The 21,803-nt window shown below is 68.8% G+C and carries 19 protein-coding genes; 7 read left to right on the top strand and 12 right to left on the bottom strand.

The window, feature by feature from the left end; translation table 11 throughout:
- The first annotated feature begins 510 nt into the window (after positions 1-510).
- Positions 511-1,545, top strand: coding sequence for a hypothetical protein (locus ACIRR8_RS03525; RefSeq protein WP_404058440.1), 1,035 nt, complete (start codon positions 511-513; stop codon positions 1,543-1,545).
- On the opposite strand, the gene ACIRR8_RS03520 is transcribed toward ACIRR8_RS03525, so the two are convergent.
- The 9 genes from ACIRR8_RS03520 to ACIRR8_RS03480 all read right to left on the bottom strand — a co-directional run bounded on the left by ACIRR8_RS03520 (position 1,525) and on the right by ACIRR8_RS03480 (position 14,147).
- Entirely contained in the window at positions 1,525-2,541 is a 1,017-nt protein-coding gene (locus ACIRR8_RS03520; protein ID WP_404058438.1) for an endonuclease/exonuclease/phosphatase family protein, read from the bottom strand. The two genes, ACIRR8_RS03525 and ACIRR8_RS03520, sit on opposite strands and share 21 nt — an antisense overlap.
- A 220-nt stretch (positions 2,542-2,761) precedes the next feature.
- Positions 2,762-4,108, bottom strand: coding sequence for a DNA cytosine methyltransferase (locus ACIRR8_RS03515; RefSeq protein WP_404058436.1), 1,347 nt, complete (start codon positions 4,106-4,108; stop codon positions 2,762-2,764).
- 9 nt (positions 4,109-4,117) lie between these two features.
- On the bottom strand, positions 4,118-5,905 hold the full coding sequence (locus tag ACIRR8_RS03510; RefSeq protein WP_404058434.1) for a DUF6339 family protein: 1,788 nt from the start codon (positions 5,903-5,905) through the stop codon (positions 4,118-4,120).
- On the bottom strand, positions 5,905-6,735 hold the full coding sequence (locus ACIRR8_RS03505) for a hypothetical protein (protein ID WP_404058432.1): 831 nt from the start codon (positions 6,733-6,735) through the stop codon (positions 5,905-5,907). Before ACIRR8_RS03505 ends, ACIRR8_RS03510 begins: the two co-directional genes overlap by 1 nt.
- A 62-nt stretch (positions 6,736-6,797) precedes the next feature.
- Complete coding sequence (locus ACIRR8_RS03500; RefSeq protein ID WP_404058430.1) at positions 6,798-8,792, bottom strand: hypothetical protein; 1,995 nt, start codon at positions 8,790-8,792, stop codon at positions 6,798-6,800.
- A complete protein-coding gene (locus tag ACIRR8_RS03495; protein ID WP_404058428.1) occupies positions 8,789-9,814 on the bottom strand; it encodes a PD-(D/E)XK motif protein in 1,026 nt (341 codons plus the stop codon). The genes ACIRR8_RS03500 and ACIRR8_RS03495 overlap by 4 nt, the downstream gene beginning before the upstream one ends.
- Entirely contained in the window at positions 9,811-12,363 is a 2,553-nt protein-coding gene (locus ACIRR8_RS03490; RefSeq protein ID WP_404058426.1) for a Z1 domain-containing protein, read from the bottom strand. The genes ACIRR8_RS03495 and ACIRR8_RS03490 overlap by 4 nt, the downstream gene beginning before the upstream one ends.
- 244 nt (positions 12,364-12,607) lie before the next feature.
- Positions 12,608-13,036: a very short patch repair endonuclease gene (locus tag ACIRR8_RS03485; protein ID WP_404058424.1), complete on the bottom strand. Its 429-nt coding sequence runs from the start codon at positions 13,034-13,036 to the stop codon at positions 12,608-12,610.
- Positions 13,037-13,142: 106 nt separating this feature from the next.
- Positions 13,143-14,147, bottom strand: coding sequence for an SEC-C domain-containing protein (locus ACIRR8_RS03480; protein ID WP_404058422.1), 1,005 nt, complete (start codon positions 14,145-14,147; stop codon positions 13,143-13,145).
- A 214-nt stretch (positions 14,148-14,361) separates the two neighbouring features.
- Between ACIRR8_RS03480 and ACIRR8_RS03475 the strand changes: the two genes are divergently transcribed.
- The 4 genes from ACIRR8_RS03475 to ACIRR8_RS03460 all read left to right on the top strand — a co-directional run bounded on the left by ACIRR8_RS03475 (position 14,362) and on the right by ACIRR8_RS03460 (position 17,495).
- Positions 14,362-15,150: a class E sortase gene (locus tag ACIRR8_RS03475; RefSeq protein WP_404058420.1), complete on the top strand. Its 789-nt coding sequence runs from the start codon at positions 14,362-14,364 to the stop codon at positions 15,148-15,150.
- Positions 15,151-15,228: 78 nt separating this feature from the next.
- Positions 15,229-15,564 (top strand): DUF6412 domain-containing protein, encoded by a 336-nt coding sequence (locus tag ACIRR8_RS03470; protein ID WP_404058418.1) that lies wholly within the window; start codon positions 15,229-15,231, stop codon positions 15,562-15,564.
- A 139-nt stretch (positions 15,565-15,703) separates the two neighbouring features.
- The gene (locus ACIRR8_RS03465) at positions 15,704-16,474 is read left to right on the top strand and encodes a YidC/Oxa1 family membrane protein insertase (RefSeq protein ID WP_404058416.1); all 771 of its coding nucleotides are present in this window, start codon (positions 15,704-15,706) and stop codon (positions 16,472-16,474) included.
- A 160-nt stretch (positions 16,475-16,634) separates the two neighbouring features.
- Positions 16,635-17,495 (top strand): fumarylacetoacetate hydrolase family protein, encoded by an 861-nt coding sequence (locus tag ACIRR8_RS03460; RefSeq protein WP_404058414.1) that lies wholly within the window; start codon positions 16,635-16,637, stop codon positions 17,493-17,495.
- 84 nt (positions 17,496-17,579) lie between these two features.
- Here ACIRR8_RS03460 and ACIRR8_RS03455 read toward each other — a convergent pair whose 3' ends face one another.
- Together ACIRR8_RS03455 and ACIRR8_RS03450 are read right to left on the bottom strand one after the other, a co-directional pair.
- Complete coding sequence (locus ACIRR8_RS03455; RefSeq protein ID WP_404058412.1) at positions 17,580-18,059, bottom strand: heme-degrading domain-containing protein; 480 nt, start codon at positions 18,057-18,059, stop codon at positions 17,580-17,582.
- Positions 18,056-19,186 (bottom strand): Gfo/Idh/MocA family oxidoreductase, encoded by a 1,131-nt coding sequence (locus ACIRR8_RS03450; RefSeq protein WP_404058723.1) that lies wholly within the window; start codon positions 19,184-19,186, stop codon positions 18,056-18,058. The genes ACIRR8_RS03455 and ACIRR8_RS03450 overlap by 4 nt, the downstream gene beginning before the upstream one ends.
- A 149-nt stretch (positions 19,187-19,335) precedes the next feature.
- Between ACIRR8_RS03450 and ACIRR8_RS03445 the strand changes: the two genes are divergently transcribed.
- The gene (locus ACIRR8_RS03445; RefSeq protein WP_404058721.1) at positions 19,336-20,442 is read left to right on the top strand and encodes an ROK family protein; all 1,107 of its coding nucleotides are present in this window, start codon (positions 19,336-19,338) and stop codon (positions 20,440-20,442) included.
- 14 nt (positions 20,443-20,456) lie between these two features.
- Here ACIRR8_RS03445 and ACIRR8_RS03440 read toward each other — a convergent pair whose 3' ends face one another.
- On the bottom strand, positions 20,457-20,936 hold the full coding sequence (locus ACIRR8_RS03440; RefSeq protein ID WP_404058410.1) for a hypothetical protein: 480 nt from the start codon (positions 20,934-20,936) through the stop codon (positions 20,457-20,459).
- Between the two features lie 80 nt (positions 20,937-21,016).
- On the opposite strand from ACIRR8_RS03440, the gene ACIRR8_RS03435 reads away from it, so the two are divergent.
- On the top strand, positions 21,017-21,649 hold the full coding sequence (locus ACIRR8_RS03435; RefSeq protein WP_404058408.1) for a TetR/AcrR family transcriptional regulator: 633 nt from the start codon (positions 21,017-21,019) through the stop codon (positions 21,647-21,649).
- The last annotated feature ends 154 nt before the right edge of the window (positions 21,650-21,803 follow it).

Raw genomic sequence — 21,803 nt, 5'->3', positions numbered from 1 at the left:
GTTCCTCCTGCCCGCTCATCACCGTTTAACCGTCCGGTCTCGCGGTGTGGACTCGGCATCGCACGTCATGCCCCTGAGCTGCGAGCCATTGGGGGACCGCGGCCTTGTCGGCGGCGGTCCCTTCGAACAGATTCTCCGGCCGGTCGGTCGTCACCATGTCGCTCATCACCCTGTCGTCCTTCCTCCGCGCCGGAGGCCTCGTCACCGCCACTCCGGGCTGTGGCCGCGACACCAGGGCCTGACGCAGCGGCAACCTCAAGTGCGAGCGGAACAGGGGTACAGGCCGAACGCATGTACGCGTGGAGGCCGATGGCCCGAACGGGATACGGTGACGGCGCCATCACCCTCAGTGCGCACCCGCGTTCGAAGGGCGGCCCCCGGAGGTGCGACAACACCCACCGAGGGCCTTACACCCCCAGTGGACAGGACCCACCAGAAATGCTGCGTCATGCTATCGCGCCCCCTTCGGGCTGGACCAAGGCTCCGCACTCCGTCGTACGCTCGCGCCGGATGAACAGCGACGCCAAGATCCTCCTCCTGTACGTCCAGGGCCTCCAGGATTCCGGCACCGACCGCCCGCTGGGCGAACTGGCCCGGAAGCTCGACATGAAGGGCCGCTCGTACCAGCAGGCCAAGAAGCAACTCACCGAGAACGGCTATCTCCACGAGTGGCGTTCTCAGGGCGGCGGCGGCCGCTGGACGACGGAACAACTCCTCAGCAGTACGCCGCTGACGCGGGATGAGGCCGTTTCGGTACGCGCCAAGCTGTCGCCGGAGGCCGGGCAGTTGGCGCGCCCCGAACAGCCGCCCTGCCCGCCGCCGGGTGCGCGGTTCCCGGCGGTCGGTGAGCCGACTTCTCGGCCGGTCGGCGGCTATGGACCTGAGGAAGAACACGATGAGAAGAACAATCCCGCCAACCAACCCACCGAACCGGCGGCCCCGAATGCGGCACCTGAACCGCCTCCCGCTCCTGAACCGCCTCGGGAACCGGAACCGGAATCGCCTCGGGAACCGGAACAGGAGGGCGACCCGGGTGGGCAGGCACCTCCCCCCTCCTCACAACTATGGCGGGCAGAGCGGGTGTTGCTCTCGCTGCGCCACTCCCGCCGCGAACTGCTGCTAGGGGTGGGCGAGGCGCGCGTCCTGGCAGGGAAGGCGGCCAAGTGGCTGGAGCGCGGCGTGACGGAGTCGGAGCTGCGGCACGCCCTGCTGGCCGCACCTCCCAAGGGTGGCGTCCGCTCGGCGTTCGGCTTCCTACGCCACCGCCTGACCACCAAGTGCCCGGTGCCGTCCGCCCCCGCCGCGCCCCCGCAACCGCCGCCCCCGCCGGTGCGCGCCCTGATCGCGTGCACGGCCGAGAGTGCCGAGGAGCACATGTTCCGGCCGCTCGGCGACGAGACGGAGTGCCCGGAATGCCGCAGGGCGACGGCCTACGGGAGCTGGATGGCCGACATGGACACGTACGACTTCCCGCCGGACATGAGCTGGCGCCAACGCGTCGTGGCGGTGGCGAAGGCGGACGCGCTACGCGGCAGGACGGCCTGAGGCCGGGAGCGGACTGAAGCTGACGCGGGCGGCGACGGGCAGGTGGTCGCTGCCGGTGGCGGGCAGCGTACGGATGTGGCGGACGGTGGCGGAACGGGCGAGGACCTGGTCGATCCGGGCCACCGGAAGGCCGGCGGGAAAGCTGAAGGCGAACCCGCGCTCGGCCACGTTCAACTGCGAGGTCAACGGCTCCAGCCCACGATCGTCGACGGTGCCGTTGAGGTCCCCGACGAGGACCACGGCCCGCACCTCCTCGCCCCGGACGAGGTCCCCGAGCATCCGCGCGCTCTCGTCCCGCGCGGAGGAGGCAAGCTCGCCGGCCCCGAGCCGTACGGAGGGCAGATGGGCAACGTACGCGGCAACGTCCCCGTACGGAGTCTCGACGACGGCCCGCAACCCGCGACTCCACCCGGCCTCGAACGCGCGAGGCCGGATATCCACCACCTGATCGGTGCGGATCGGATACCTGGACCAGAGCCCCACGGTGCCGTGGACGACGTGATGCGGATACTCCGCCCCGAGCACGTCCTCGTACACACCCACCGCAGGCACGACCACCTCCTGCAACGCAACGAGATCACCCCCGGCGGCGAGAAGCGCCCGGGCGGTCCCGGCCGGATCGAGGTTCACGTCACTGACGTTGTGCTGCACGACGACCAGCTCCCGCCCCCCTGCGCCGGCCGAAGGCAGGAGCAACCCACCGAAGCTGTCCACCCAGACACCCACGGGCAGAAGCAGGGCCACGAGGGCGACCCCGGACCGCCGGACGAGCTCGACGATGACCAGCAGGACGACGGCCACGCCGACCCACGGGAGAAAGGACTCGACCAGACTGCCGATGCGGCCAGGGGAGTTGGGGATCGCGCGATGAAGACTCAGCACTCCGGCGGCGGCGACGGCAAGCCCGGCAACCACGATCCCGCGCCGTCCCTCGCCGACCAGCGCCCCCGGCTTCCCAGCCCTCGTCGTCACACCGTTGTCCGCCCGCTCCACCATGTCGTCCCGTCCATTCAGCCTTGTCTCTCGGGACGAGCTTCCAGGGGAATCAGGTTCCGATCTCTGGGGGAGCTTGTGAGGTTCGGGCCACGCGGGCGGCAAGCTCCGGGCAGCACGTAAGCCTCAGCAGTGGGGCGCGGCAGGTGGCGATGACGAAGAGGTAGTCGATGGGAGCGCCGAAGCCGGCACGCTTCACACTTTGCTCGCCAGGGAGTCGGAATCAGTCCCGCAGGAAGGCGTGGATCGCGGATGCTATGGCTTTTCCCAGCGGGATCGGCACAGCATTGCCGATCTGTCGGGCAATATCAGTCTTGGATCCGCACCACTTGAAGTCACGTGGAAATCCTTGAATGCGAGCCGCCTCGTAATGGGTGATGGGGCGTGCATCCGTCGGGTGGAGATATCGACCCTTCTCCGGCTTGAAGAATTCCGTTCGGATGGTGACCGAAGGTTCGCCGAGGCGTAGTCGACCCATCACATCTCCGGAGCCCGAGTTGTGATTGTCCCAGCTCTCGGTCGATAGGTAGAAAACCGAAGTCTTCACGCCCTTCGGTTTCGCCTCGTCGAAGATCTGGATATTTCCCGCCTCATCCGCTGTGAACCACTTTTCGCGAAGATTCTTCCTGTTGCCCCCTGGCGGGATCGCCTTGTATCGGGCGCGCGACAGCGGCTCTGGATTGCGGCCGAAGTGCAGGTGTTGCGTGGTGAAGACACCCAGAACGCGAATGTTCACATCTTCGACGTAGGCCTTGGATTCAGGAAGCTCTGTGCCCAGCGGTTCCCGCCGGCGGGTTTCGTCGAAGACTTCATCCACTGCGCGCCAGTAAGGCAGTGCCTTCTCAATTCCGTCCAACGCCTGCGCCGCTGCGCGACGGGGCGGCCGGGTGCGCGTCGGTTCGGGGTAAGCCATTGTGCGGCCGTTTTCGACGTCTTTTCGTACGCCGATGACGATGGCGCGCCGTCGGGCCTGCACCGCTTCGTAGTCGGCGGCGTTGAGGAGGTACCGCTTTGTCTTGCGCTCCTCGGAGTCGGAGGGAACGTGGCCCGGCGGGTCAACCAGACGATATTCCGCCAGACGGCCACCGGCGCGCACCTCTTTGAGGAGATTCCGGAATTCGTCGGACTTCAGGAATCTATCGACGTTCTCGATGACGAAGATCTTCGGTTTGATCTCCTCGACCACCCGAACGTACTCTTCCCAGAGGCGATTGCGCTCCGTGCCCTTTTTGTCTCGGTTGAGGGCGGAGAAGCCCTGGCAGGGTGGCCCTCCGACGACGACGTCCGCATCCCGTTCGTCGGCTGCGGGTGTCCAGTCCTCGATGTTTCCGAGGTGGACCCGTGCTGCTGGGATGTTCCTGTGTCGGCGACCGGCCCCGAAGTTGACCGCGTAGGTGGCCGCGGCGGAAGCGTCGTGTTCAACGGCCGCCACGCTGCGGAAGTACGGGCCGGCGTCCTCCGGCGCCCCCTCCGGGCGGAACTCGTGGAATCCCTGCGTGAAGCCCCCGCACCCTGAAAACAGGTCAACAACGGTCACAGGCTCGGGGACGACGGGGCGGGGCGTACGCATGGGGCGATCTTAGCTTCGCAGAGCGGCTGCCAGCGCCGCACCGACGGCATGTGCCAGCGGTGGCGGCATCGCATGCCCGATCTGCCGGTACCTGGACGTCTTGCCGCCCGCGAACTGCCAGTCCTCGGGAATCGACTGGATCAGAGCTGTCTGCTCGACCGTGAGCTTGGGCAGGGCGTCCGGCGGGAAATCCTGCCCGGGGGGCGCGTCGCCGAGGCTGTTGCCGTTCACTCCGAGGGCCTCCCATGCTTTTTTGCTACCGGTCGGCCCCAGGTCGGCTCCGCCGCGTCGGTCCGAGCCCCCTACCAGGGCCGGTGCGATGCGGTCCGCGTGTTCGGCCCATCGCTTCGCCCCCGACCAGCCGTCTGCGGCCATGGTTGGGCCGAGTACCGCACCGACGGTCGGCGGCACCATGCCGGACGGCCGAGGCCATGAGAAACGGTCACTGTAAGGGCTCCGCAGGGCGACCAGGAAGCCGCTACGACGATTCTGCGGGACCCCGAAGTCGGAGGCGTTGAGAACGGCCCAGTGGCACTGGTAGCCGGCTTGCGTGAGGGCTTCCGTGATCCAGGATCGGTCCAGTTCGAAGCCGGGGCTTTCTACGAGGTCAGGCACATTCTCGAGAAGAACGGCCTTCGGCCTGATGACGGCAGCCAGCTCGACCGTCTTCCTGAGAACCCCGCGTTCGTCGGAGCCGTCACTCAGGTCCGCCGTCGTCGGCTTCACCCGGGGGAGGCCTGCGCTCAGTAGGTCGATTCCAATGATTTCTTGGCGCTCGTACACCCGGAAATTGATAACATCCATGCAAAGGATGTCCCAGTCGGGGCGGTTCTTCTCGATGGTGAAGCAGGCGTCCGCTTTGTTGTCGATGAGAAGCACGGGTTCGAAACCCGCTCTTTCGAGCCCGAGCGCTTGGGCTCCGCACCCGGCGCAGACCTCTACGAACCGCAGTGGGTGACCATGCGCCGGCACTGTCTCCGTCGCCGTCGATCGGTAAGTTGCCGGAAGCTCTTCCGATCTCGTGGACTCCGCGATCCTGGGATGTTGTTCTCGTTGCGCGTCTACCGACTGCTGAGCAACTGCGCGTAGCTCGTCATCGAGTGCCTCTTCCTCGACGGCGTCGAATAGAACGAACGGGGCTAGCCTGAGTAGTCGTTTGAGGAAGTCGCGGAGGGTTTCACGTTCGTTCAGCCCTTCCAGGTCCAGAGCATCCCAGACCCGAAGAATGGATCGCACGAGGTGCGGACTGCCACCGAGTGCGGCACGCCGGGCGTAGATCTGGTCGAAGGCGGCCTCACCGAGAATTTTCAGGGCACCGTACGGTTCCGGTGAGGCGGGGGAACGTACGAGCTGGGCCCGCCACCAGAGACGGCCGAGTACGTGCCTGGTGAGGTCCGTACCGAGAATGCGGTCCTTCGGAGGGTGCGGGTAGCGCCAGAATGCGACGTCCGGGAGGACGATCAGAGCCAGAAACGCCCAGACGTCACGGGCGGCGGCCTCGGCGGGCACCATGCCCATCTCGGAGTGCAGAAGCGCGGCGAGGGCGAGGTCGAACTCGGCGTTGCGCATGCGGTCGGAGTCGTCAGGGAAGCCCGCACGTGCGGCCAGCACCAGTACACCTCCGCGTAGCTCCCGCAGTTGGTCTGCGGTCACGCGGTCGCCGCCTGTGGCTACGTACACCGACGACTCATGGGCGAAGGCCACCCGCTCGGTCAGCTCGGAGATCGAAAGATGTCGGTACTCGCTGAACAGTGGTGCGGCACGGTCGGAGAGCAGCCGCGGGTAGAGAAAGCTCATCACGACACCTCGAAAATCTTGACTGCCGCCTGCAGATCCGAGGCGAACAGAGACGGTGACTGACGTTGGCGCAGGCGGATGTCGGTGATCGGCTGGTCCGGAAAGAGCCTGTCGAAAAGGCTCAGCATTGTCGCGCCGAGAGAGTCGTCGGGATAATCCGATTCCTCGGAGAAATCTTCCTGACTCAGCACGTGTTCCACCATGAGCCGTGCGGCATCCGCGTACACGGCAGAGAGCACGAGGCGATCGATCTGCCGCGGTTTGCCCGCGTTCTCGAAGGCTGTGGCCGTGATGGTGTTGCGTTCATTGATGAGCAGGAGGAGAGCGCCCATGGTCGCGCTTTCCAGGCTGCCGCTGATCTGCAGATGCCAGGCAGCGTTGTCGGGGAAGGACGTGAGGCCGAAGTCGATGACAGCCATCGGGAATTGCGGAGCATCCCCCTGGAGACGCAGGGCCCTTCGATCGCTCCAGAGGATGGAGCCTGCCCGCCTGGGCGAGGAAGGACGGGCATCGGGGCGCCGCTCGGCGAGGACGACAGCAGTGTCGAGGAGAAGGAGCCCACCCAGATCCGTACCGTGCAGTTCGCAGTCGATCGTCACCGGGACGATCCCCTCTTGCGGCAGTCGCAGATGCCGTGCCGGACCGCTGAGACCGGATCCGGTGGCTGTCCACACGACGGACAGCAGCAATGGGGCATCAGCGGGGAGCCCCGACTCCTTACGTGCCCGGTCCAGGTCGACCCGGAGGAGCCTGCGTAGGTGGAGGTCCATCCGGTAGTCCCAGTCCGGCAACGCGTCGGGGACGGCGATGTCGCCGTCCGGAGTGACCAAGTGCCAGTCCTCGGCGGCTACGACCTCCTCGGAGGGCGTGCGGTAGGGAAGAACTCGACGAGTCAAGAGGGCTTCACCGCCTGCACCTTGACCGCGATCTCCGTCATCGTGTCGGGTGCCGGCAGCACGAGCACACGCCAGAGGGACTCTCCGCCCTCGACCTCGATCGTGGTGGGCTCGTGTACCCGCCCATCGCCGTCCTCCCAGCCGACAAGTTCGGGCATGCCTGCACCGATGGGCGGGTCCGTCTCACGCCCTGCGGTGCCTGGCAGAGTGACGGCGAGGTCTGCGTGGACCTGCTGGCGGCCGGGCACAGGGAGCCGGAAGTTCTGGACAAGAAGTGTGACCGCTCCACGATCCTCGTAGTAGGGATCGCCGACATACTGGACGCGTGGGCGCCCTCTCGGCGTCGACAGTCCCTGTGCCCCAGGGGCGACGGGGGAGAATTGATGGCCCGTACCGAATTGGCTGTCCGTATCGGCCCCATCAGGGGCGCTCGACGAACCGGTCTGGTGTCCCTCCGAAGCGGGCTGCCACGTGCTCGGCGGCTCATCGTGCAGGTCACCGCCACTCTCCTTTCGCCTGTGGTGTGGGCTGGTGGCACCGGGCTTCGAGTAGGCCGTGGCTCCGCCGATGCCCCATGTGCCCCCCACCAATCCGGAGAAGAACGAACTGGCGGCGCCCAAGGCGACATTGCTGGATCCGGAACGTGCGGTGCCACCGAGGGAGAGCAGACTTTCCAAGGCCTCGCCGATGCGTCGGAAGGTTGTGTGCACGAATGTGCTCTCGGGTCTCTCGAGGGACTGAGGGTTCCAGGCATCGTGCGTGGGAGGCTCGGCTTTGGCGTAGACCTCGTCCATGGACTCATCCGCCCGGAAGACCCCGGCGTACCCCTGGTTGACACTCGGCGGTTTCGGGCCCGGCCGGTAGGTGACCACGAGTTCGGCGGGGCGCATCAGGCATACGTGGTGAACGATGTCCTCGACGCCGACCATGCGGGAAGCGCGGCTCGGTTCCAGGATGGGCATGATGCGCTTCTCCAACCCGAGGCGCCCCAGGAAGCGCTTGGGAGATTTGCAGTGGAGGCGATCGCCGTCGGGGCCGGTCATCTTTTCGTATGCTGCTACGAACATGTTGAGCGGCCGAGTCTCACGGGGATCGGGTACCGGGCGGTTGTCACCGTCGCAGGAGACGGAGAACCGCATGGCCGCGGGGCGACCGTTCGTCGAGATCATCTTCGGCCAGAGATGCCAGGCGATGGTGTCGGCGAGATAGTCGGCGGCTGCGGTGGGTGTGAGGCCGTCCAGTGCCGGATCGATGACGACGACCGTGGTGCCGGTCTCCTCCGCCCCGAAAGGACGGAGCCCGAGACTCCGAACCGCGCTGTCCGCTTCCTGTCCGGTCAGCGGTTCGACGACGCCGCCGGAGTTGTCCCCCCACCAATGCCTGCCTGTGTAACGGCGATGCCCGTCCGCCTCTTTCGCACCGTAGCTCTTCCAGAGAGTGCAGCCGATGAGCCTGGTCTCGTAGCCGCCCTGTGCCGTGCGGCAGCGCGAATGCACCAGGATCGTGCCGGTGTTGGACAGAACGTAGAAGATTCCCTTGCCGAAGCCGTAGGTGCCGCCGCCCAGCGCTGTGTCACGAGGTTCGCCGATGTTACGGATGAAGGACACAAAATCCCGCTCGGCCGCGAAGGAGTCCGCGCGGGTGGGGCCGCCGAGCCCTCGGGTGCCACGATCGGACACGGCCATGACGCGGATGGATCCGCGCCTCAGGACCTCGCGTAGCGGAAAGTTCTCCCGCTGGGAGGGGGCTCCGGCGAGTAGAAGTTCGCGCCAGGCGCCTGCGTGGGCGGGGCTGACGGTGCTCATGTCGATGCGGTAGTCGACGGGATCGGGGAGGTCCGGAATGCGGGCGTCCCAGCTGTTCTGGGCCGACTCGCGTACCAGGATGGTGAGTAGATCGAGTTCCGGTCGTCCGAGCTGATTGCGGATCCCTTCGGCCGCGCTCGCGCCCTCCGGTGGGTAAGGCTGGGAGAACCAGCGAGGCGCCGTCACGCCGGCTCCTGGGTCAGGCGACCGAGCGCGGAATCGACCTGATCGGCGTCCAGTGGGAAAGGAGGTTCGCCGGACAGGTCGATCGAGTAAGTGACATCGAGCGCCGATACCGTCACGCCGGCCGAGGCGAGCGTTTGCCCGGTGAGGCTCGGGAAGTCAGGCGTGACCCTGTACCAACGTTCTTCGCCGACGCTGTAGCGAACTTCCCGGTAGAGGTCGGCGTCGGCCGGGCGGTACCCGGCTTCCGCCAGCAGGTCGAGGAGCGCTCGCTCGTCGTCGCACAGATCGAGTGCGTGTCGGATCAACTCGGTGAAACCGGTTCCTACGTCTGCCGAGACAACCCTCTGAAGTCGGATCCAGACGAGCCAGAGGTCTCCCTCGTCAGGGGCTTCCAACTGGTCCAGGCCGTGAACGCGAGGCCGTCGCCCTTCGGAGGTGGTGCTGGTCTTCACCTCGACGGCGGTACTCCCGCCCCAGAAGTCGTGACGGTAGCCGGTCGGCCCACGCCACAGGCGATACGCGCTGGGATCCTTCTCGAGCAGCCGCCTCAGAACCAGCAATTCACCGAAGAGGCCAGCAACCTGCTCGGGTGCGAGCACGGGACCTTGTGTCCGGAAGAGCGCCTTCCAGCGGTCGAGTACGCCGTACATCGCCTTGACCGGCGAGTGGGGCAAGCCACGTGTCGCATCCAGCACATCCACGCACAGCTCTGTGAACAGGTCGCTGAAGTCGCTCTGCAGAAGAGTCAGGTCAGCATAGTTCTGGTAGGTGTCAGCATCTTCGAGAGCACGCTTGCTCAGTCGCAGGACCGGACCGTCGGGGCTGCTACGAATCTTCCGGTTCGCGGGGACGGGCACCAGCAGGTGCCGGTCCCCGTCGTGGTCGACTGCCGCGACCAACGGCCCCTCCTTGGTATCCACCGGCAGGAGGGCGACGCGCAGGCTCCGTTCCGTTGTCGTCCGTTCAGCCTCGAGAGCGTTCCAGTTGTCCTCGACGACCCTGCGGAGTGCCTCGTCACTCACGCCTCCTCCTGATCGAAGGCGCTGTAGTCCTCCTCCTCGATCGAGACATTGGACAGATCGGCGGAGATATATCCCTCGACCTCGCTGTCACCGTTTCTCGGGGTGGGAAAGACCATGCCCACGCCGATCACATGCTCCTCGGCGTTCAGCGGAGCACGCAGTTTCTTCGTCTGGCTCGGCTCCGACACCTTGTCGATGGGATAGAGGACGAGCAGACCGGTGTCGGGCAGCTGCTTGCGGCGTTCGACCATGATCTCCTTCTCCGTCAGCTTCGCGGTGTCGCCCGCCAGGTCCACCGCAGCATCCCGCCGGCTCATGAGGGTCTTGATGTCGGCGAAATCGGGGGTGGGGTTGGACAGAACCAGTCGGGCACGGTTGACGCGGCCGACGGTCACCTGGGGGGTGAAGGCGAAGTTGCCGTCCTGCTTCGCAGGGGTGCCGACGATCGCCACGTTCCATCGACGCAGAGAACCGGCCGCCACCCGCTTCTTGATGTACTCGGTGATCAACTTCCCGTCGTTCTCAGGGGATCGCTCGTGGAAGCGGTAGGTCGAGAGGAATTCGGTCACGACGTCGTGGGGTACATCGCGAAATACGTAGCGACCGAGATGCAGCTGCTCATCCACCTGTCGAGTGGTTGCCAGCGATGACGTGACCAGGTGACGTGCGGCATCGATGTTCTTCTGCAGCCATGCCGCATCGGTGTGGAAGAAGTGGGTCTGCACTCGTTTGCCACCGTAGGACGACGCGGCGGTGACAGCGGCCCGCATCTTGGCAGCCGCGGTCACGCGAAGTGCGGGGTGTGTGCGCAGACGTACGGCGAAGGTGAGCGGACTCTCGGCCTCGGTCATGTAGACGTCGATGTCGCGGCGCATCTCGGTCTCCACCGTGGCCAAGTGCCTGAACCATTCGGCCAACTCGTCGGTCATCCAGATGCGCGGCAGGTCGGCATAGCCGTTGCGGAACCCGAACCAGCGCCCCATCTGGAGGAGGGTGTCGTAGGCGGAGACGGCACGGACGAAGTAGCTGACGGAGAGGCCTTCCAGCGTCAGCCCCCGGGAGAGGGTGTTGCCCCCGACGGCGATCGCCGTGACCGGGCCGTTCTCGTAGTCCAAACGGTCTTCGCTGCTGGAGTTGTCCATGATGATCCGGCAGCGGTCGATCACTCCCGCCAGTTCCGGGGCGAGCTGATCGAAAGTCACTTTGGTCTCGCCGAAGTCCTCGGCGAGCACGCGCGCGGTCTCCGCGTCCCACAGTTCACGCAGGTCCTGCTGGAAATCTCTGTCCGACAGGGACTGTGCGGTGCGGGCGCGAAGACGCTCCAGCGGCCTGCGAAAGCTGTTGTGCACCGTTGTGTTCACACTGGTGTGAATCAGCATGGTGTTGTGGGCATTTCCGACCTGGCGCACCCGTCGAGCGGCGGCGACCATCCAGAAGTATTGGACAGCGCGGCGCAGCGTGTCGGTGATGACCGGTTCGAAGCCGTCCACTTCGGCGCGTGTGGAAGGGCGGACCGCCGGGACATCCGTCTGGGGAACGGAGCGGATCATGTCGGATCCGTCATCGACGTCTTCCGGGTCGTCGCCGTCGAGAGCGTAACGTCCGAACAGCACCTCGGTGCCGAAATGCCCTTCGGGCTTGGCCAGGTTGACGACGAAGTCCTTCGGGTACAGATTCTCGGCGCTCGGGTCGATCAGTAGGTTCGCGAACGGCGAAGCGGTGTAGCCGACGTAGGCGGAGCGGGGGAGGCTTCCCATGATGTTGAGAATCAGGGGGTTGATCGACTTGGTTTCCACAGTCGCCTGGTCGGCCTCGTCGTCGATGATGAGCGCCGGGCAGTCGGCCAGATAGTCCGACGCCTTGTCGAGCCACTTGGCCAATTTGCGGAGGACGGTCGCGTTCTTCTTCACGACGCACAGCACATGCGTCTTGTTGCTCTTGCCGAAATAGGCGGCCGGGTTCTCCATCGGAGTGAAGTCACGATCGAGGCCGGTCAGTTGAGACCAAAGGGCGGGATTCGGTTCGACGAGCTGCTGTACGAGGCGGGCCTGTGTCTGACGTCGGAGCCCGTTATGGATGCCCGCCAGGACGATGAACAACTTGTATCCGCGGTCAGCCGACTTCGCCATGACCGAGGTGAAATTGGTTGTCTTGCCCGACTGTACGTGGCCGACGACAAGCCCCCGTGTCGAGAACGACTTCTCCTTCGGATGGTTCAACAGCGACAGGACGCGACTCGAGGAATCGTCGAGGCTGCTGATCGCGGGGACTGACCAGCCGTCCTTGCGAAGCATCTCGCCCACTGCGGGCCAACACTTGTCCTTGGGCTGGGGGCCCGTGTACCAGGTGACGCGGTTGTCCCGCACGACCGCACGCGGCTCTTCGAGCTCCTTGATGCGGAGAGCCTGCTGTTCGTGGCGTTCGCGAATCTGTTCGACGATTTCGTGGCTGACGCCGAACTGCTCCAGCCGCTTCACTGCCTCTGCGGGGGGGAACGAATCCAGCAATGCCTTGAAGGTGTCGTAGTTCGCGTCGATGTCGTCGGTCATGATGTTCGACCGTTCCCCGTTCTTCCGCTGAAGGCAACCCGCCGCAATGCTCCGCATCCTCGGATCATGGGCATGGCAGGGAAGTGGCCGAGGCCATGTCCCTGTGTGACGTCCACACTCTATTGGGTGAGTGAAGCCTTGATAAGTGAAAGCGGAACCTTTGCGGAGAGCTTGAGGGGCCGCGGGGCAATCAACGTGGCTGCGTCAATCAGACAGAGGCCTGGCGTGAGTCAGGCCGATCGCCTCAGCCGCGCTCGGCTGCGATCGAGTCCAATGTGGCTGTGATCCTGCTCGCCGCTGTCGGGGGCGCCTCGTGCTCCCAGAATCGCAGTACGGTCCATCCTGCCGCAGCCAGATGCTCTGTCGTCTCCCGGTCCCTGGCCATGTTGCGGTCCAGCTTCTCCCGCCACCACTGAGCGTTCGCCTTGGGGTGTGTGGCGTGCTCGGGGCAGCCGTGCCAGAAGCAGCCGTCGATCATCACGGCGACCTTGGCCCGGGTGAAGGCGATGTCCATGGTCCGCCGGGGCATGTCCGGCACCCGTGCGTTGACGCGGAAGCGGTAGCCGGCCGCGTGCAGGAGCTTGCGCACCGCGACCTCGGGTGCGGTGTCGCGCCTGGCCTGGCGGCTCATGCGGGCGGACACGCTCGGGGATGAAGGCTTGGCCGTGCTCATTACTTCCAGTGTCCTATGAACTGCCTCGGTGCCATCGGTGATCGACGAGGGCCGGGTGACGGCCCGGACCCTTGCGTGGGGCGGGCCCGGCCGTCACACAGCACGCTCAGACCCCGTGGCACCCCCCATACCCCTCCCCCGACCCGCACCAGCAAGCCGCCGTCCGCGAAGGCGGCCAGGGCGTCGCGCGGCCTCGGGCGGCGAGGGTGGTGGCGTATTGGGGGAGGAGGGACGGGGTGGTGGGGGAGGTGGCTTCGGAGGCGGCGAAGGCCTCGTACGAGGGGACCGTGCCCCTGACGATGCCCAGGTTCGGGGTGCCCGCCGCGTGGAGGTCGCGTAGGGATGCCTCCACGCGGGACAGGTGGGTCGCGTGGTCCACGTACTCCTCGGTCAACTCCGGGTACGTCGTGAGGAGTTCGCGGAGTTCCTGTTCGGGCCAGTGCAGTACCGCCACCGGGAACGGGCGCGAGAGGGCCGTGCGGTAGGAGCCCAGCTCCGCGCGCAGGCGGGTGATCTCGGCCTTCAGCTCCGCCGGGTCCGAGGAGCCCAGCGACCACAGGCGCTTCGGGTCGTGGAGTTCGTCCAGCGGGACCGGGGCCGTGTGCAGGGCGCCGGCCAGCTCGTCCCAGGCGTCATGGGGGAGGGCCAGCAGTCTGCGCACCCGGTGGCGGCCCGTGAGCAGGGACTGCACGGCGTACGGGACCTCCTCGCCCGGGGCCAGCAGCAGCGTCAGCGCCGTCGAGAAGAAGTCGTGCGCCGACTCCAGCTCGTCGTGCGCCTCCAGCGTCTCCGCGGCGACCTGCCAGGGCGCCGCGTCCAGCGGGCCCGCCGCGCGGATGCCCTCGATGATCGCGCGGGCCTCGGCCTCGTGTCCGTACTCCCAGAGGTTGGACGCCTTCAGGGCCTTGATCAGGTGCGGGTTCTCGGCGGTGGACTCGGGGGCGGCCAGCAGGTCGTCGTAGAGCGTGCTCGCGCGGGCGCGGTCACCGGCGAGTTCCAGATGGGCCGCGGCCTGGAGGACCAGCGGCTCCTGGTCCTCGGGGTACTGCGCCGCGGTGCGGAGCAGGCGCTCGGCTTCGGTGGTGTGGTCAGCAGGCGTATCGGGGCGCATGGATCACACGGTACTGCCGGACCGCGGCCGTCGGGAGGAGAGGTCGGAAGCCGGGCCGGGAGCGGGGTCGGCGGTGCGGGGGTCGGAGGGCGCGGTCGGTAAGGGCGGTCGGTGGGGAGCGGAATCTGCCGACAGGTATGGAGAGTTCCGCGGGTTGCTTCTATCGTGCCCGCCGGGTGGGGACACGAGCGTGATCGAGGACGGGAGCCCCCGCATGGCGTGGTGGCGAAGAGGCCGGGCTCGCGGGGGCGGTCGTGGTCGCCGGGGGCGGAACCTTCTCGCGCGTGGGCTCTGGGGATCCGCCGAGCTCGTCGTCACGCTCGGCGTCGTTCTGCTCCTCCTCGTCGTCCATCAGCTGTGGTGGACGAACCGGGAGGCGCGTGAGGAGGCCGGGCGTACTGTTCAGGCCCTTCAGCGGGAGTGGAGCCTGCCCCCTCCTCCGGACCCGTTCCCGCCGGCCGCCCGGAGCGACGATCCCGTGGTGCCTGAGCCCGCGCCGCCCTCCGTCGATCCCGCGCCTCCCGCCGATAAACCCACCCCCCGCCGTGACCAGGACCACGCCTACGCCGTCCTCCGCATCCCCCGTATCGGCCTCACCGCCCCCGTCGCCGAGGGCACCAGCAAGGGCGGGGTCCTCGACCGCGGGTACGTCGGGCACTACACCCGGACCGCGCAGGCCGGGCGGGCCGGGAACTTCGCGCTCGCCGGGCACCGCAACACCCACGGCGAGCCCTTCCGGCGCATCGACCGGCTCCGGCCCGGTGACCGGATCACCGTCGAGACCCGGGACGCCGTGTACACGTACACCGTCGACCAGACCCTCGCCCGGACCGCGCCCTCCGACAGCGGGGTCGTCGCGCCCGTGCCGCGCTCCAACATCACCACCTCGGCCGGGTACAGCGAGCCCGGCTACTACCTGACCCTCACCACCTGCACCCCCGAGTTCAGCTCCCGCTACCGGCTCGTCGTCTGGGGGAAGCTCACCGCCATGCGGCCTCGCTGAGGCCTCGAACGCAACCGGACGCGGTCCGATCATCGTGTATAACGAAAGGAACGACTGCCGTACGGAGAGGAGACGCCCATGCCCGGCACCAACCGGCTGCGCGGCGCCTTCGCCCGGTTCCTCCGGCCCGTCGGTCTCCTCGTCCTCCTCCTCGCCGAGGTCGTCCTCGCCGAGGGCGGCGGCCTCTCCGCCGCCGTCGCGCTCGCCGCCACCGCCGCGGCCGGCTCCGCGCTCCTCGCCTGCTCCGTCATCAGCGCCCGCTGCGCGCCCCCGGTGCCCCGCACCCGGGTCCGTACGGCGATCAGGGACCGGGAGAAGCGCACCGCCTTCCTGCCACAGCGCGACCCTGACGCCCGTGGCCGCACCAGGCCCCGAGCGCCCGGGCACGCCCTCCTGACGGCCGCCGCCGCGTAGAGCAGCAGGGCACTCCCGCACGTTCCGCACGTCGAACCCGTAGTGCCCCGCCCCGCGCCGGCCGTCGTCATGCCGCGTACCGAACACCACGTTCGTACGTCCTTCTCCCGGCACGACGAGACCCCCGGAGGGCTCATCCATGTCCGCCTTCATGTCCGCTTTCGCGAGCCTGGTCGGCTCGCTCGCCGAGCTGCTCCAGCCGCTGTTCCACGGCGCGTCCACCGCCGCCGCGATCGTCCTGTTCACCGCGCTCGTCCGCCTCGCCGTCCACCCGCTCTCGCGGGCCGCCGCGCGGGGCCAGAAGGCCCGTACGCGGCTCCAGCCGCAGATCGCCGAGCTCCGCAAGAAGCACGGGAAGAACCCCGAGCGGATGCAGAAGGCGATCATGGAGCTGCACGCCGCCGAGAAGGTGTCGCCGCTCTCCGGCTGCCTGCCGAGCCTGCTCCAGATGCCCGCGTTCTTCCTCCTCTACCACCTCTTCTCCAGCGGCTCCATCGGCGGCGAGCCCAACGCGCTCCTCGGCCACGACCTCCTCGGTGCCCCGCTCGGCGGCCGCTGGCACGACGCCCTCGCGGCCGGCGGCGTCTTCGGACCGCACGGGCTCGTCTATCTGGGGCTCTTCGCGCTCGTCGCCGCCGTCGCCACCTTCAGCTACGGACGTACCAAGCGGCAGATGGCCGCCAATCCGGTGGTCCCCGCCACCGGGCCCGACGGGCAGGCCGTGCCCGGTATGGGCGCGATGATGAAGATGATGCCGCTGCTCTCGTTCGCCACCCTGATCACCGTCGCCGTCGTCCCGCTCGCCGCCGCCCTGTACGTCGTCACCACGACCACCTGGACCGCCCTGGAGCGGGCCTGGCTCTACCGGGACGTGCCCGTGCCCGGCGACGCCATGGCCAAAGCGGCCTAGGACGCCATGGCCGAAGCGGCGTAGTCGGGTCGGCGAACGTGCCGGTCCAGTGTGTGAACGAGGTCTTGCGGAGTGTTCGCGACTCTTGGAGGATCAGCCAAGCCCTCTGTCGGCCGCAACCCGCCGGAGGGCCTCACCTCGAACAAGAGGAGTTGGACCGTTGAAGCTGCTTCGAGTCGGTACGGCGGGCGCCGAGCGTCCCGCGCTTCTCGACCGCGACGGGACTCTGCGTGATCTGTCGGGGGTCGTTCCCGACATCGACGGCGATCTGCTCGCCGACGCCTCCGCTCTCGCCCGGGTGCGGGCGGCCGCCGACAGCCCCGGCGCGCTGCCCGCCCTCGACCCGGCGGGGCTGCGCGTCGGGCCGCCGCTCGGGCGGATCGGCAAGATCGTGTGCATCGGGCTGAACTACCACGACCACGCCGCCGAGACCGGGGCGGCCATTCCGGACGAGCCGATCCTGTTCTTCAAGGCGCCCGACACCGTCGTCGGGCCGGAGGACACCGTGCTCGTGCCGCGCGGCAGCCGGAAGACGGACTGGGAGGTCGAGCTGGCCGTCGTCATCGGGCGCACCGCCCGTTACCTGTCCTCCGCCGAGGAGGGGCTCGCGCATGTCGCCGGGTACGCGACGGCGCACGACGTCTCCGAGCGCGAGTTCCAGATCGAGCGCGGCGGCACCTGGGACAAGGGCAAGAACTGCGAGACGTTCAACCCGCTGGGCCCCTGGCTCGTCACCGCCGACGAGGTGGAGGACCCGCAGGCCCTGCCGCTGCGGCTCTGGGTCAACGGCGAGCTGAAGCAGAACGGCACCACCGCCGACCAGATCTTCCCGGTCGGCGAGGTCGTCCGCTACCTCAGCCACTTCATGACGCTCTACCCGGGCGACGTGATCAACACCGGTACGCCGGCCGGGGTCGCGATGGGGCAGCCCGAGCCGAAGCCATACCTCAGGGCGGGGGATGTCGTGGAGCTGGAGGTGGCGGGGCTCGGCCGGCAGCGGCAGGAGCTGAAGGGGGCGTAAAGCCGGAGCGTACGGGGTCGGGAGCCCTCCCGGGGAGCAGTACGGGCCGGGAGCGGCCCCCCGACCCCGTACGCGCGTATGCCGCTACGCCTCCAGCGTTGCCGCGAACTGCTCCAGCGCCTCGACCACCATCGCGTGGTCCTCCGCCTGCGGCAGCCCCGAGACGGTCACCGTGCCGATCACGCCCGCGCCCTCCACCGCGATCGGGAACGAACCGCCGTGCGCGGCGTACGCGTCAGGGTCCAGGCGGGACGACTCCTCGAACGTCGTGCCCTTCGCGCGGAACCGGCTGCCGACCAGGTACGAGCTCTCGCCGTACCGCTCGACCACCGCGCGCTTGCGGTCGATCCACGCGTCGTTGTCCGCGCTCGAACCCGGCAGCGCCGCGTGGAACAGCTGCTGCGGCCCGCGCCGGATGTCGATCGCCACCGGCGCGTGCCGCTCCCGGGCCAGCGCGACCAGCAGACTGCCGAGCGCGAACGCGTCGTCGTAGGAGAAGTGCGGGAGCGTCAGCCGGCGTTCCTGGGCGATCAGCTCGGAGATGGTGGGAGAGGTGGTGGTCATGCGCGGTGCTCCTCGCCCGAGGCGTACCGGGCCTCGTCGGGGTGGGGGAGAAGGGTTACGGAGACGCCTTCGCGGGCCGAGCGGCGTGCGGCTTCCAGTACGTCCAGCGCGGCGGCGGCCTGGAGCGCGGTGACCGGGTTCTCGCCGGTGCCCCGCACGGCGGCGGTGACGGCGGCGTAGTACGCGGGGTAGTCGCCGGGCAGCGTGCGGACCGGGGCGCCGCCGCCGGTCAGCGGGGACTCGCCGGAGCCGAGCCGGCCCCACAGCGTCTCCACCTCCTCGCCCCACGGCTCACCGCCGGACCCCGGGCGCCTGCCCTCGCGCAGGGCCGCCTCCTGCGGGTCCAGGCCGTACTTCACATAGCCGGCCGCCGAGCCGAGCACCCGGAAGCGCGGGCCGAGCTGGGCCGTGGTGGCGCTGACGTACAGGTGCGAGCGGACCCCGTTCGCGTGCGTGATCGCGATGAACGTGTCGTCGTCCGCCGCCGCGCCCGGACGCCGTACGTCGGACTCGGCGTACACCTGCACGGCCGGCCCGAACAGCACCAGCGCCTGGTCGACGACGTGGCTGCCCAGGTCGTACAGCAGACCGCCGATCTCCTCCGGGTCGCCCGACTCGCGCCAGCCGCCCTTCGGCTGCGGCCGCCAGCGCTCGAACCGGGACTCGAAGCGCTGCACCTCGCCCAGCTCCCCGCCGGAGATCAGCGCGGAGAGCGTACGGAAGTCGTTGTCCCAGCGGCGGTTCTGGAAGACCGAGAGCAGCAGCCCGCGCTCCTTCGCCAGCGCCGCCAGCTCGCGCGCCTCGGCGGCGGTCCCGGCGATCGGCTTGTCCACGACGACGGGGAGCCCGGCCTTGAGCGCGGCCGTCGCGAGGGAGACGTGCGTCTTGTTCGGGGAGGCGATGACGACCAGGTCCAGCTCGTCCGCGCGCTCCCACAGCTCGTCCGGCGAGGCGGCGAACCGGATCTCCGGGTAGGCGGCGCGGGCCTCGGCCCTGCGCTCCTCGTTCGCCGTGACGACCGTGTCGAGGAGCAGGCCCTCGGTCGCGGTGATCAACGGGGCGTGGAAGACGGATCCGGCCAGGCCGTAGCCGACGAGGGCGACGCGGAGAGGAGCGTTGGCAACCATGGATTCCACTTAAGCAACGCTGTTGCCAAAGTGCAAGCGACCGGCACAATGGGCGGGTGAAGGGGAGTGGACCGTTGAACGGGAGCCGGACGAGGACCCAGGCCGAGGTGAACCTGCCGGGCCGCACGGAGGGTCAGGCCGAGGTCAATCTGCCGGGCCGCACGAAGGCCCAGGCCGGGGTCAACCTGCCGGCGCTGCGCCACCACAACGCGGCGCTGGTCCTGGACCTGCTGCGGGCGGCCGGGGCGGAGGGCATCAGCCGGCTGGAGCTCGCCGAGCGCACCGGCCTCACCCCGCAGGCCGTCAGCAAGATCACCGCCCGGCTGCGGGCGGAGGGCCTGGCCGCCGGCGCGGGCCTGCGGCCCTCCACCGGCGGGAAACCCCGTACGGTGCTCCGGCTCGTCCCCGACGCGCAGTTCGCCGTCGGCCTCCACCTGGACCGCGACGGGCTCACCGCCGTCCTGGTCGACCTCGCCGGGCGCCCGGTCGCCGTCACCACGGCCCCGCTCGACTTCGGCGCCCCGGCGGAGCAGGTGCTGGCCGCCGCGGCCGACGCCGTACGGGACCTGAGCGCGGCCGAGCCGCACCGGCCGGTGCTGGGTCTGGGCGTCGCCGTCCCCGGCCCGCTCGACCACCGGGACGGCGTACTCCACCGGGTCACCGGCTTCCCGCGGTGGGACGGCTTCCCGCTGCGCGACGCCCTCGCGACACGCACCGGCCTCCCGGTCACCGTCGACAAGGACACCAACGCCGCGGCCCTGACCCTCTCCCTGAGTGAACCGCCGGGCGACTTCGCCTACCTCCACCTCGGTACGGGGCTCGGCGCCGGCCTCGTCCTCGGCGGCGAGGTGCACCGGGGCGCGCGGACGGGGGCGGGCGAGTTCGGCCACCAGACCCTCCAGCTGGACGGACCCCCGTGCGGCTGCGGCGGACGCGGCTGCATCGAGGCGCTCTGCCTGGCCGCCGAGGCCCGCGGCGACCGGGCAGAGGCGGCCCGGGTCCTCGGCGCGGGCGCGGCGAACCTCGTCGGGCTGCTCGACATCGACCGGGTCGTGCTGGGCGGCCGGACGGTGGCGGCCGACGAGGACGCGTACGTACGAGGCGTCCGCGCCGTGATCGAGGAGCGGGCCGCCCGGGGCGGCGGCGGAGACACGGTGACCGTGACCGTGGCGGGAGGCGGCGACCGGCCCGTGGCGGAGGGCGCGGCGCAGCTGGTGCTCGCGCCGGTGTTCGGGCGGGTGGGGGAGCGGGGGTAGGGGGCCGGGTCCGGTCAGGTTGCGGGTGTGTCCGAACCCGACGGTCGTACGGATGTGGCTGCGGGCGCGTTCGGAGCCGACGGCCCTATGGATGTGGCTGCGGGCGTGTCCGGGATCGACTGCCGTACGAAGGTGGTGGCGGGCGCGCGTACCAGCAGGGCGGCCATCACCAGGGGAGCCGCCGTCAGGTACGCGATCCACAGCTCGCCGCCGGCCGTGCCGCCCTGCCGCGCCACCACCAGGGCGGCGGCGCTCACCACGACCCAGCCGATGTCGTAGGCGATCATCAGCCGCAGGCAGGTGGCCATCGGGCGGCGGCGGACGTACCTGACCTCGATGGCGCCGCCGATCAGCAGCGCGAGGCCCGAGACGGCCATCAGCGGGACGGGCACACCGAGCAGATCACCGAAGGGCGCGCTGCCGATGACGAAGGCGGCGCCGAGCACCACCTTGAAGACGCCGTCACCGATGGCCCCTGCGAGCATGCCTGCCATGAGCGTTCCTCCCTGAAGCTGAAGCTGTGTGCCGAACCCGCTTTCCGTAATCCAGTTACTAGAATAACGGAATTATGAGAATGACGAGAGCTGAAACCAAGGAGCGCAACCGCCGTGCGTTGCTGGACGCCGCGTTCCACGTCGTCTCCCGGGACGGCCACCGCGCCAAGCTCGACGAGATCGCCGAGCGGGCCGGGCTCACCACGGGCGCCGTCTACTCGCTGTTCGGCAGCAAGAGCGGGCTGCTCGGCGCCCTGGTCACCGACTACCTCCAGCCGCACTACGAGGAGATCGAGCGCGCGGTTCCGGCCGACGCGGATCTGGTGGGTGCGGTGGAGGCCTTCGCCCGGTACTACCGGCGGAGCTGTGACGTCGCCGACGCGGTGGCCGACCAGTCACTGCAGTTCACGCTGCTGGACATGGCGCTGCACGACCCGGAGGTGGGACCCCGGTTCGCCGCATCGGTCCGGGCGGAGGAGGAGCGGCTGATCGCCCTGTTCACCGGCCGGCCGCACGGTGGGACCACCGTGACGCGGCGCCAGGCCCAGCGCCTGACCACGGCACTGCGGGCCGTACTCATCGGCCTCAGCCAGGGCGTCCTCCTCGGCCTCGCTCCGGACGCCGACGAGCGGTATTTCGCCGATGCCGCCCGCGCGTTGGTGTCGGGGGCGATGCTGCTGGACCCTGCGCCTCCGAACTCGGCGGGGGCGTAGGCCGTCCCACCGGGGCTGCCTGAGACTCGGGGGTGGCGCGGTGAGGGGGCCCCGGGTGGGGCTCAGCCTCCTTGTGCCGTGCGGCCCAGGGCTGTTGGGGAAGTCGTCGGCCGCGCCTGCACCGCGGACTCCCTCCCCGAGCGCGGGGCCAGGT

This window comes from Streptomyces sp. NPDC101178 (assembly GCF_044767965.1).
In the GTDB taxonomy this organism is placed as follows: domain Bacteria; phylum Actinomycetota; class Actinomycetes; order Streptomycetales; family Streptomycetaceae; genus Streptomyces.
Note: the sequence above shows the minus strand (reverse complement) of the source record. Positions and strands in the feature narration are given on the sequence as shown.

Excerpts from the sequence above, each read along its gene's own strand:
- ACIRR8_RS03450 (WP_404058723.1), bottom strand. The coding sequence starts at position 19,186 with ATGGTTGCCAACGCTCCTCTCCGCGTCGCCCTCGTCGGCTACGGCCTG.
- ACIRR8_RS03440 (WP_404058410.1), bottom strand. The coding sequence starts at position 20,936 with ATGGCAGGCATGCTCGCAGGGGCCATCGGTGACGGCGTCTTCAAGGTG.
- ACIRR8_RS03480 (WP_404058422.1), bottom strand. The coding sequence starts at position 14,147 with ATGCGCCCCGATACGCCTGCTGACCACACCACCGAAGCCGAGCGCCTG.
- ACIRR8_RS03470 (WP_404058418.1), top strand. The coding sequence starts at position 15,229 with ATGCCCGGCACCAACCGGCTGCGCGGCGCCTTCGCCCGGTTCCTCCGG.
- ACIRR8_RS03520 (WP_404058438.1), bottom strand. The coding sequence starts at position 2,541 with ATGGTGGAGCGGGCGGACAACGGTGTGACGACGAGGGCTGGGAAGCCG.
- ACIRR8_RS03465 (WP_404058416.1), top strand. The coding sequence starts at position 15,704 with ATGTCCGCCTTCATGTCCGCTTTCGCGAGCCTGGTCGGCTCGCTCGCC.
- ACIRR8_RS03510 (WP_404058434.1), bottom strand. The coding sequence starts at position 5,905 with ATGAGCTTTCTCTACCCGCGGCTGCTCTCCGACCGTGCCGCACCACTG.
- ACIRR8_RS03455 (WP_404058412.1), bottom strand. The coding sequence starts at position 18,059 with ATGACCACCACCTCTCCCACCATCTCCGAGCTGATCGCCCAGGAACGC.
- ACIRR8_RS03525 (WP_404058440.1), top strand. The coding sequence starts at position 511 with ATGAACAGCGACGCCAAGATCCTCCTCCTGTACGTCCAGGGCCTCCAG.
- ACIRR8_RS03490 (WP_404058426.1), bottom strand. The coding sequence starts at position 12,363 with ATGACCGACGACATCGACGCGAACTACGACACCTTCAAGGCATTGCTG.
- ACIRR8_RS03475 (WP_404058420.1), top strand. The coding sequence starts at position 14,362 with ATGGCGTGGTGGCGAAGAGGCCGGGCTCGCGGGGGCGGTCGTGGTCGC.
- ACIRR8_RS03515 (WP_404058436.1), bottom strand. The coding sequence starts at position 4,108 with ATGCGTACGCCCCGCCCCGTCGTCCCCGAGCCTGTGACCGTTGTTGAC.
- ACIRR8_RS03485 (WP_404058424.1), bottom strand. The coding sequence starts at position 13,036 with ATGAGCACGGCCAAGCCTTCATCCCCGAGCGTGTCCGCCCGCATGAGC.
- ACIRR8_RS03435 (WP_404058408.1), top strand. The coding sequence starts at position 21,017 with ATGACGAGAGCTGAAACCAAGGAGCGCAACCGCCGTGCGTTGCTGGAC.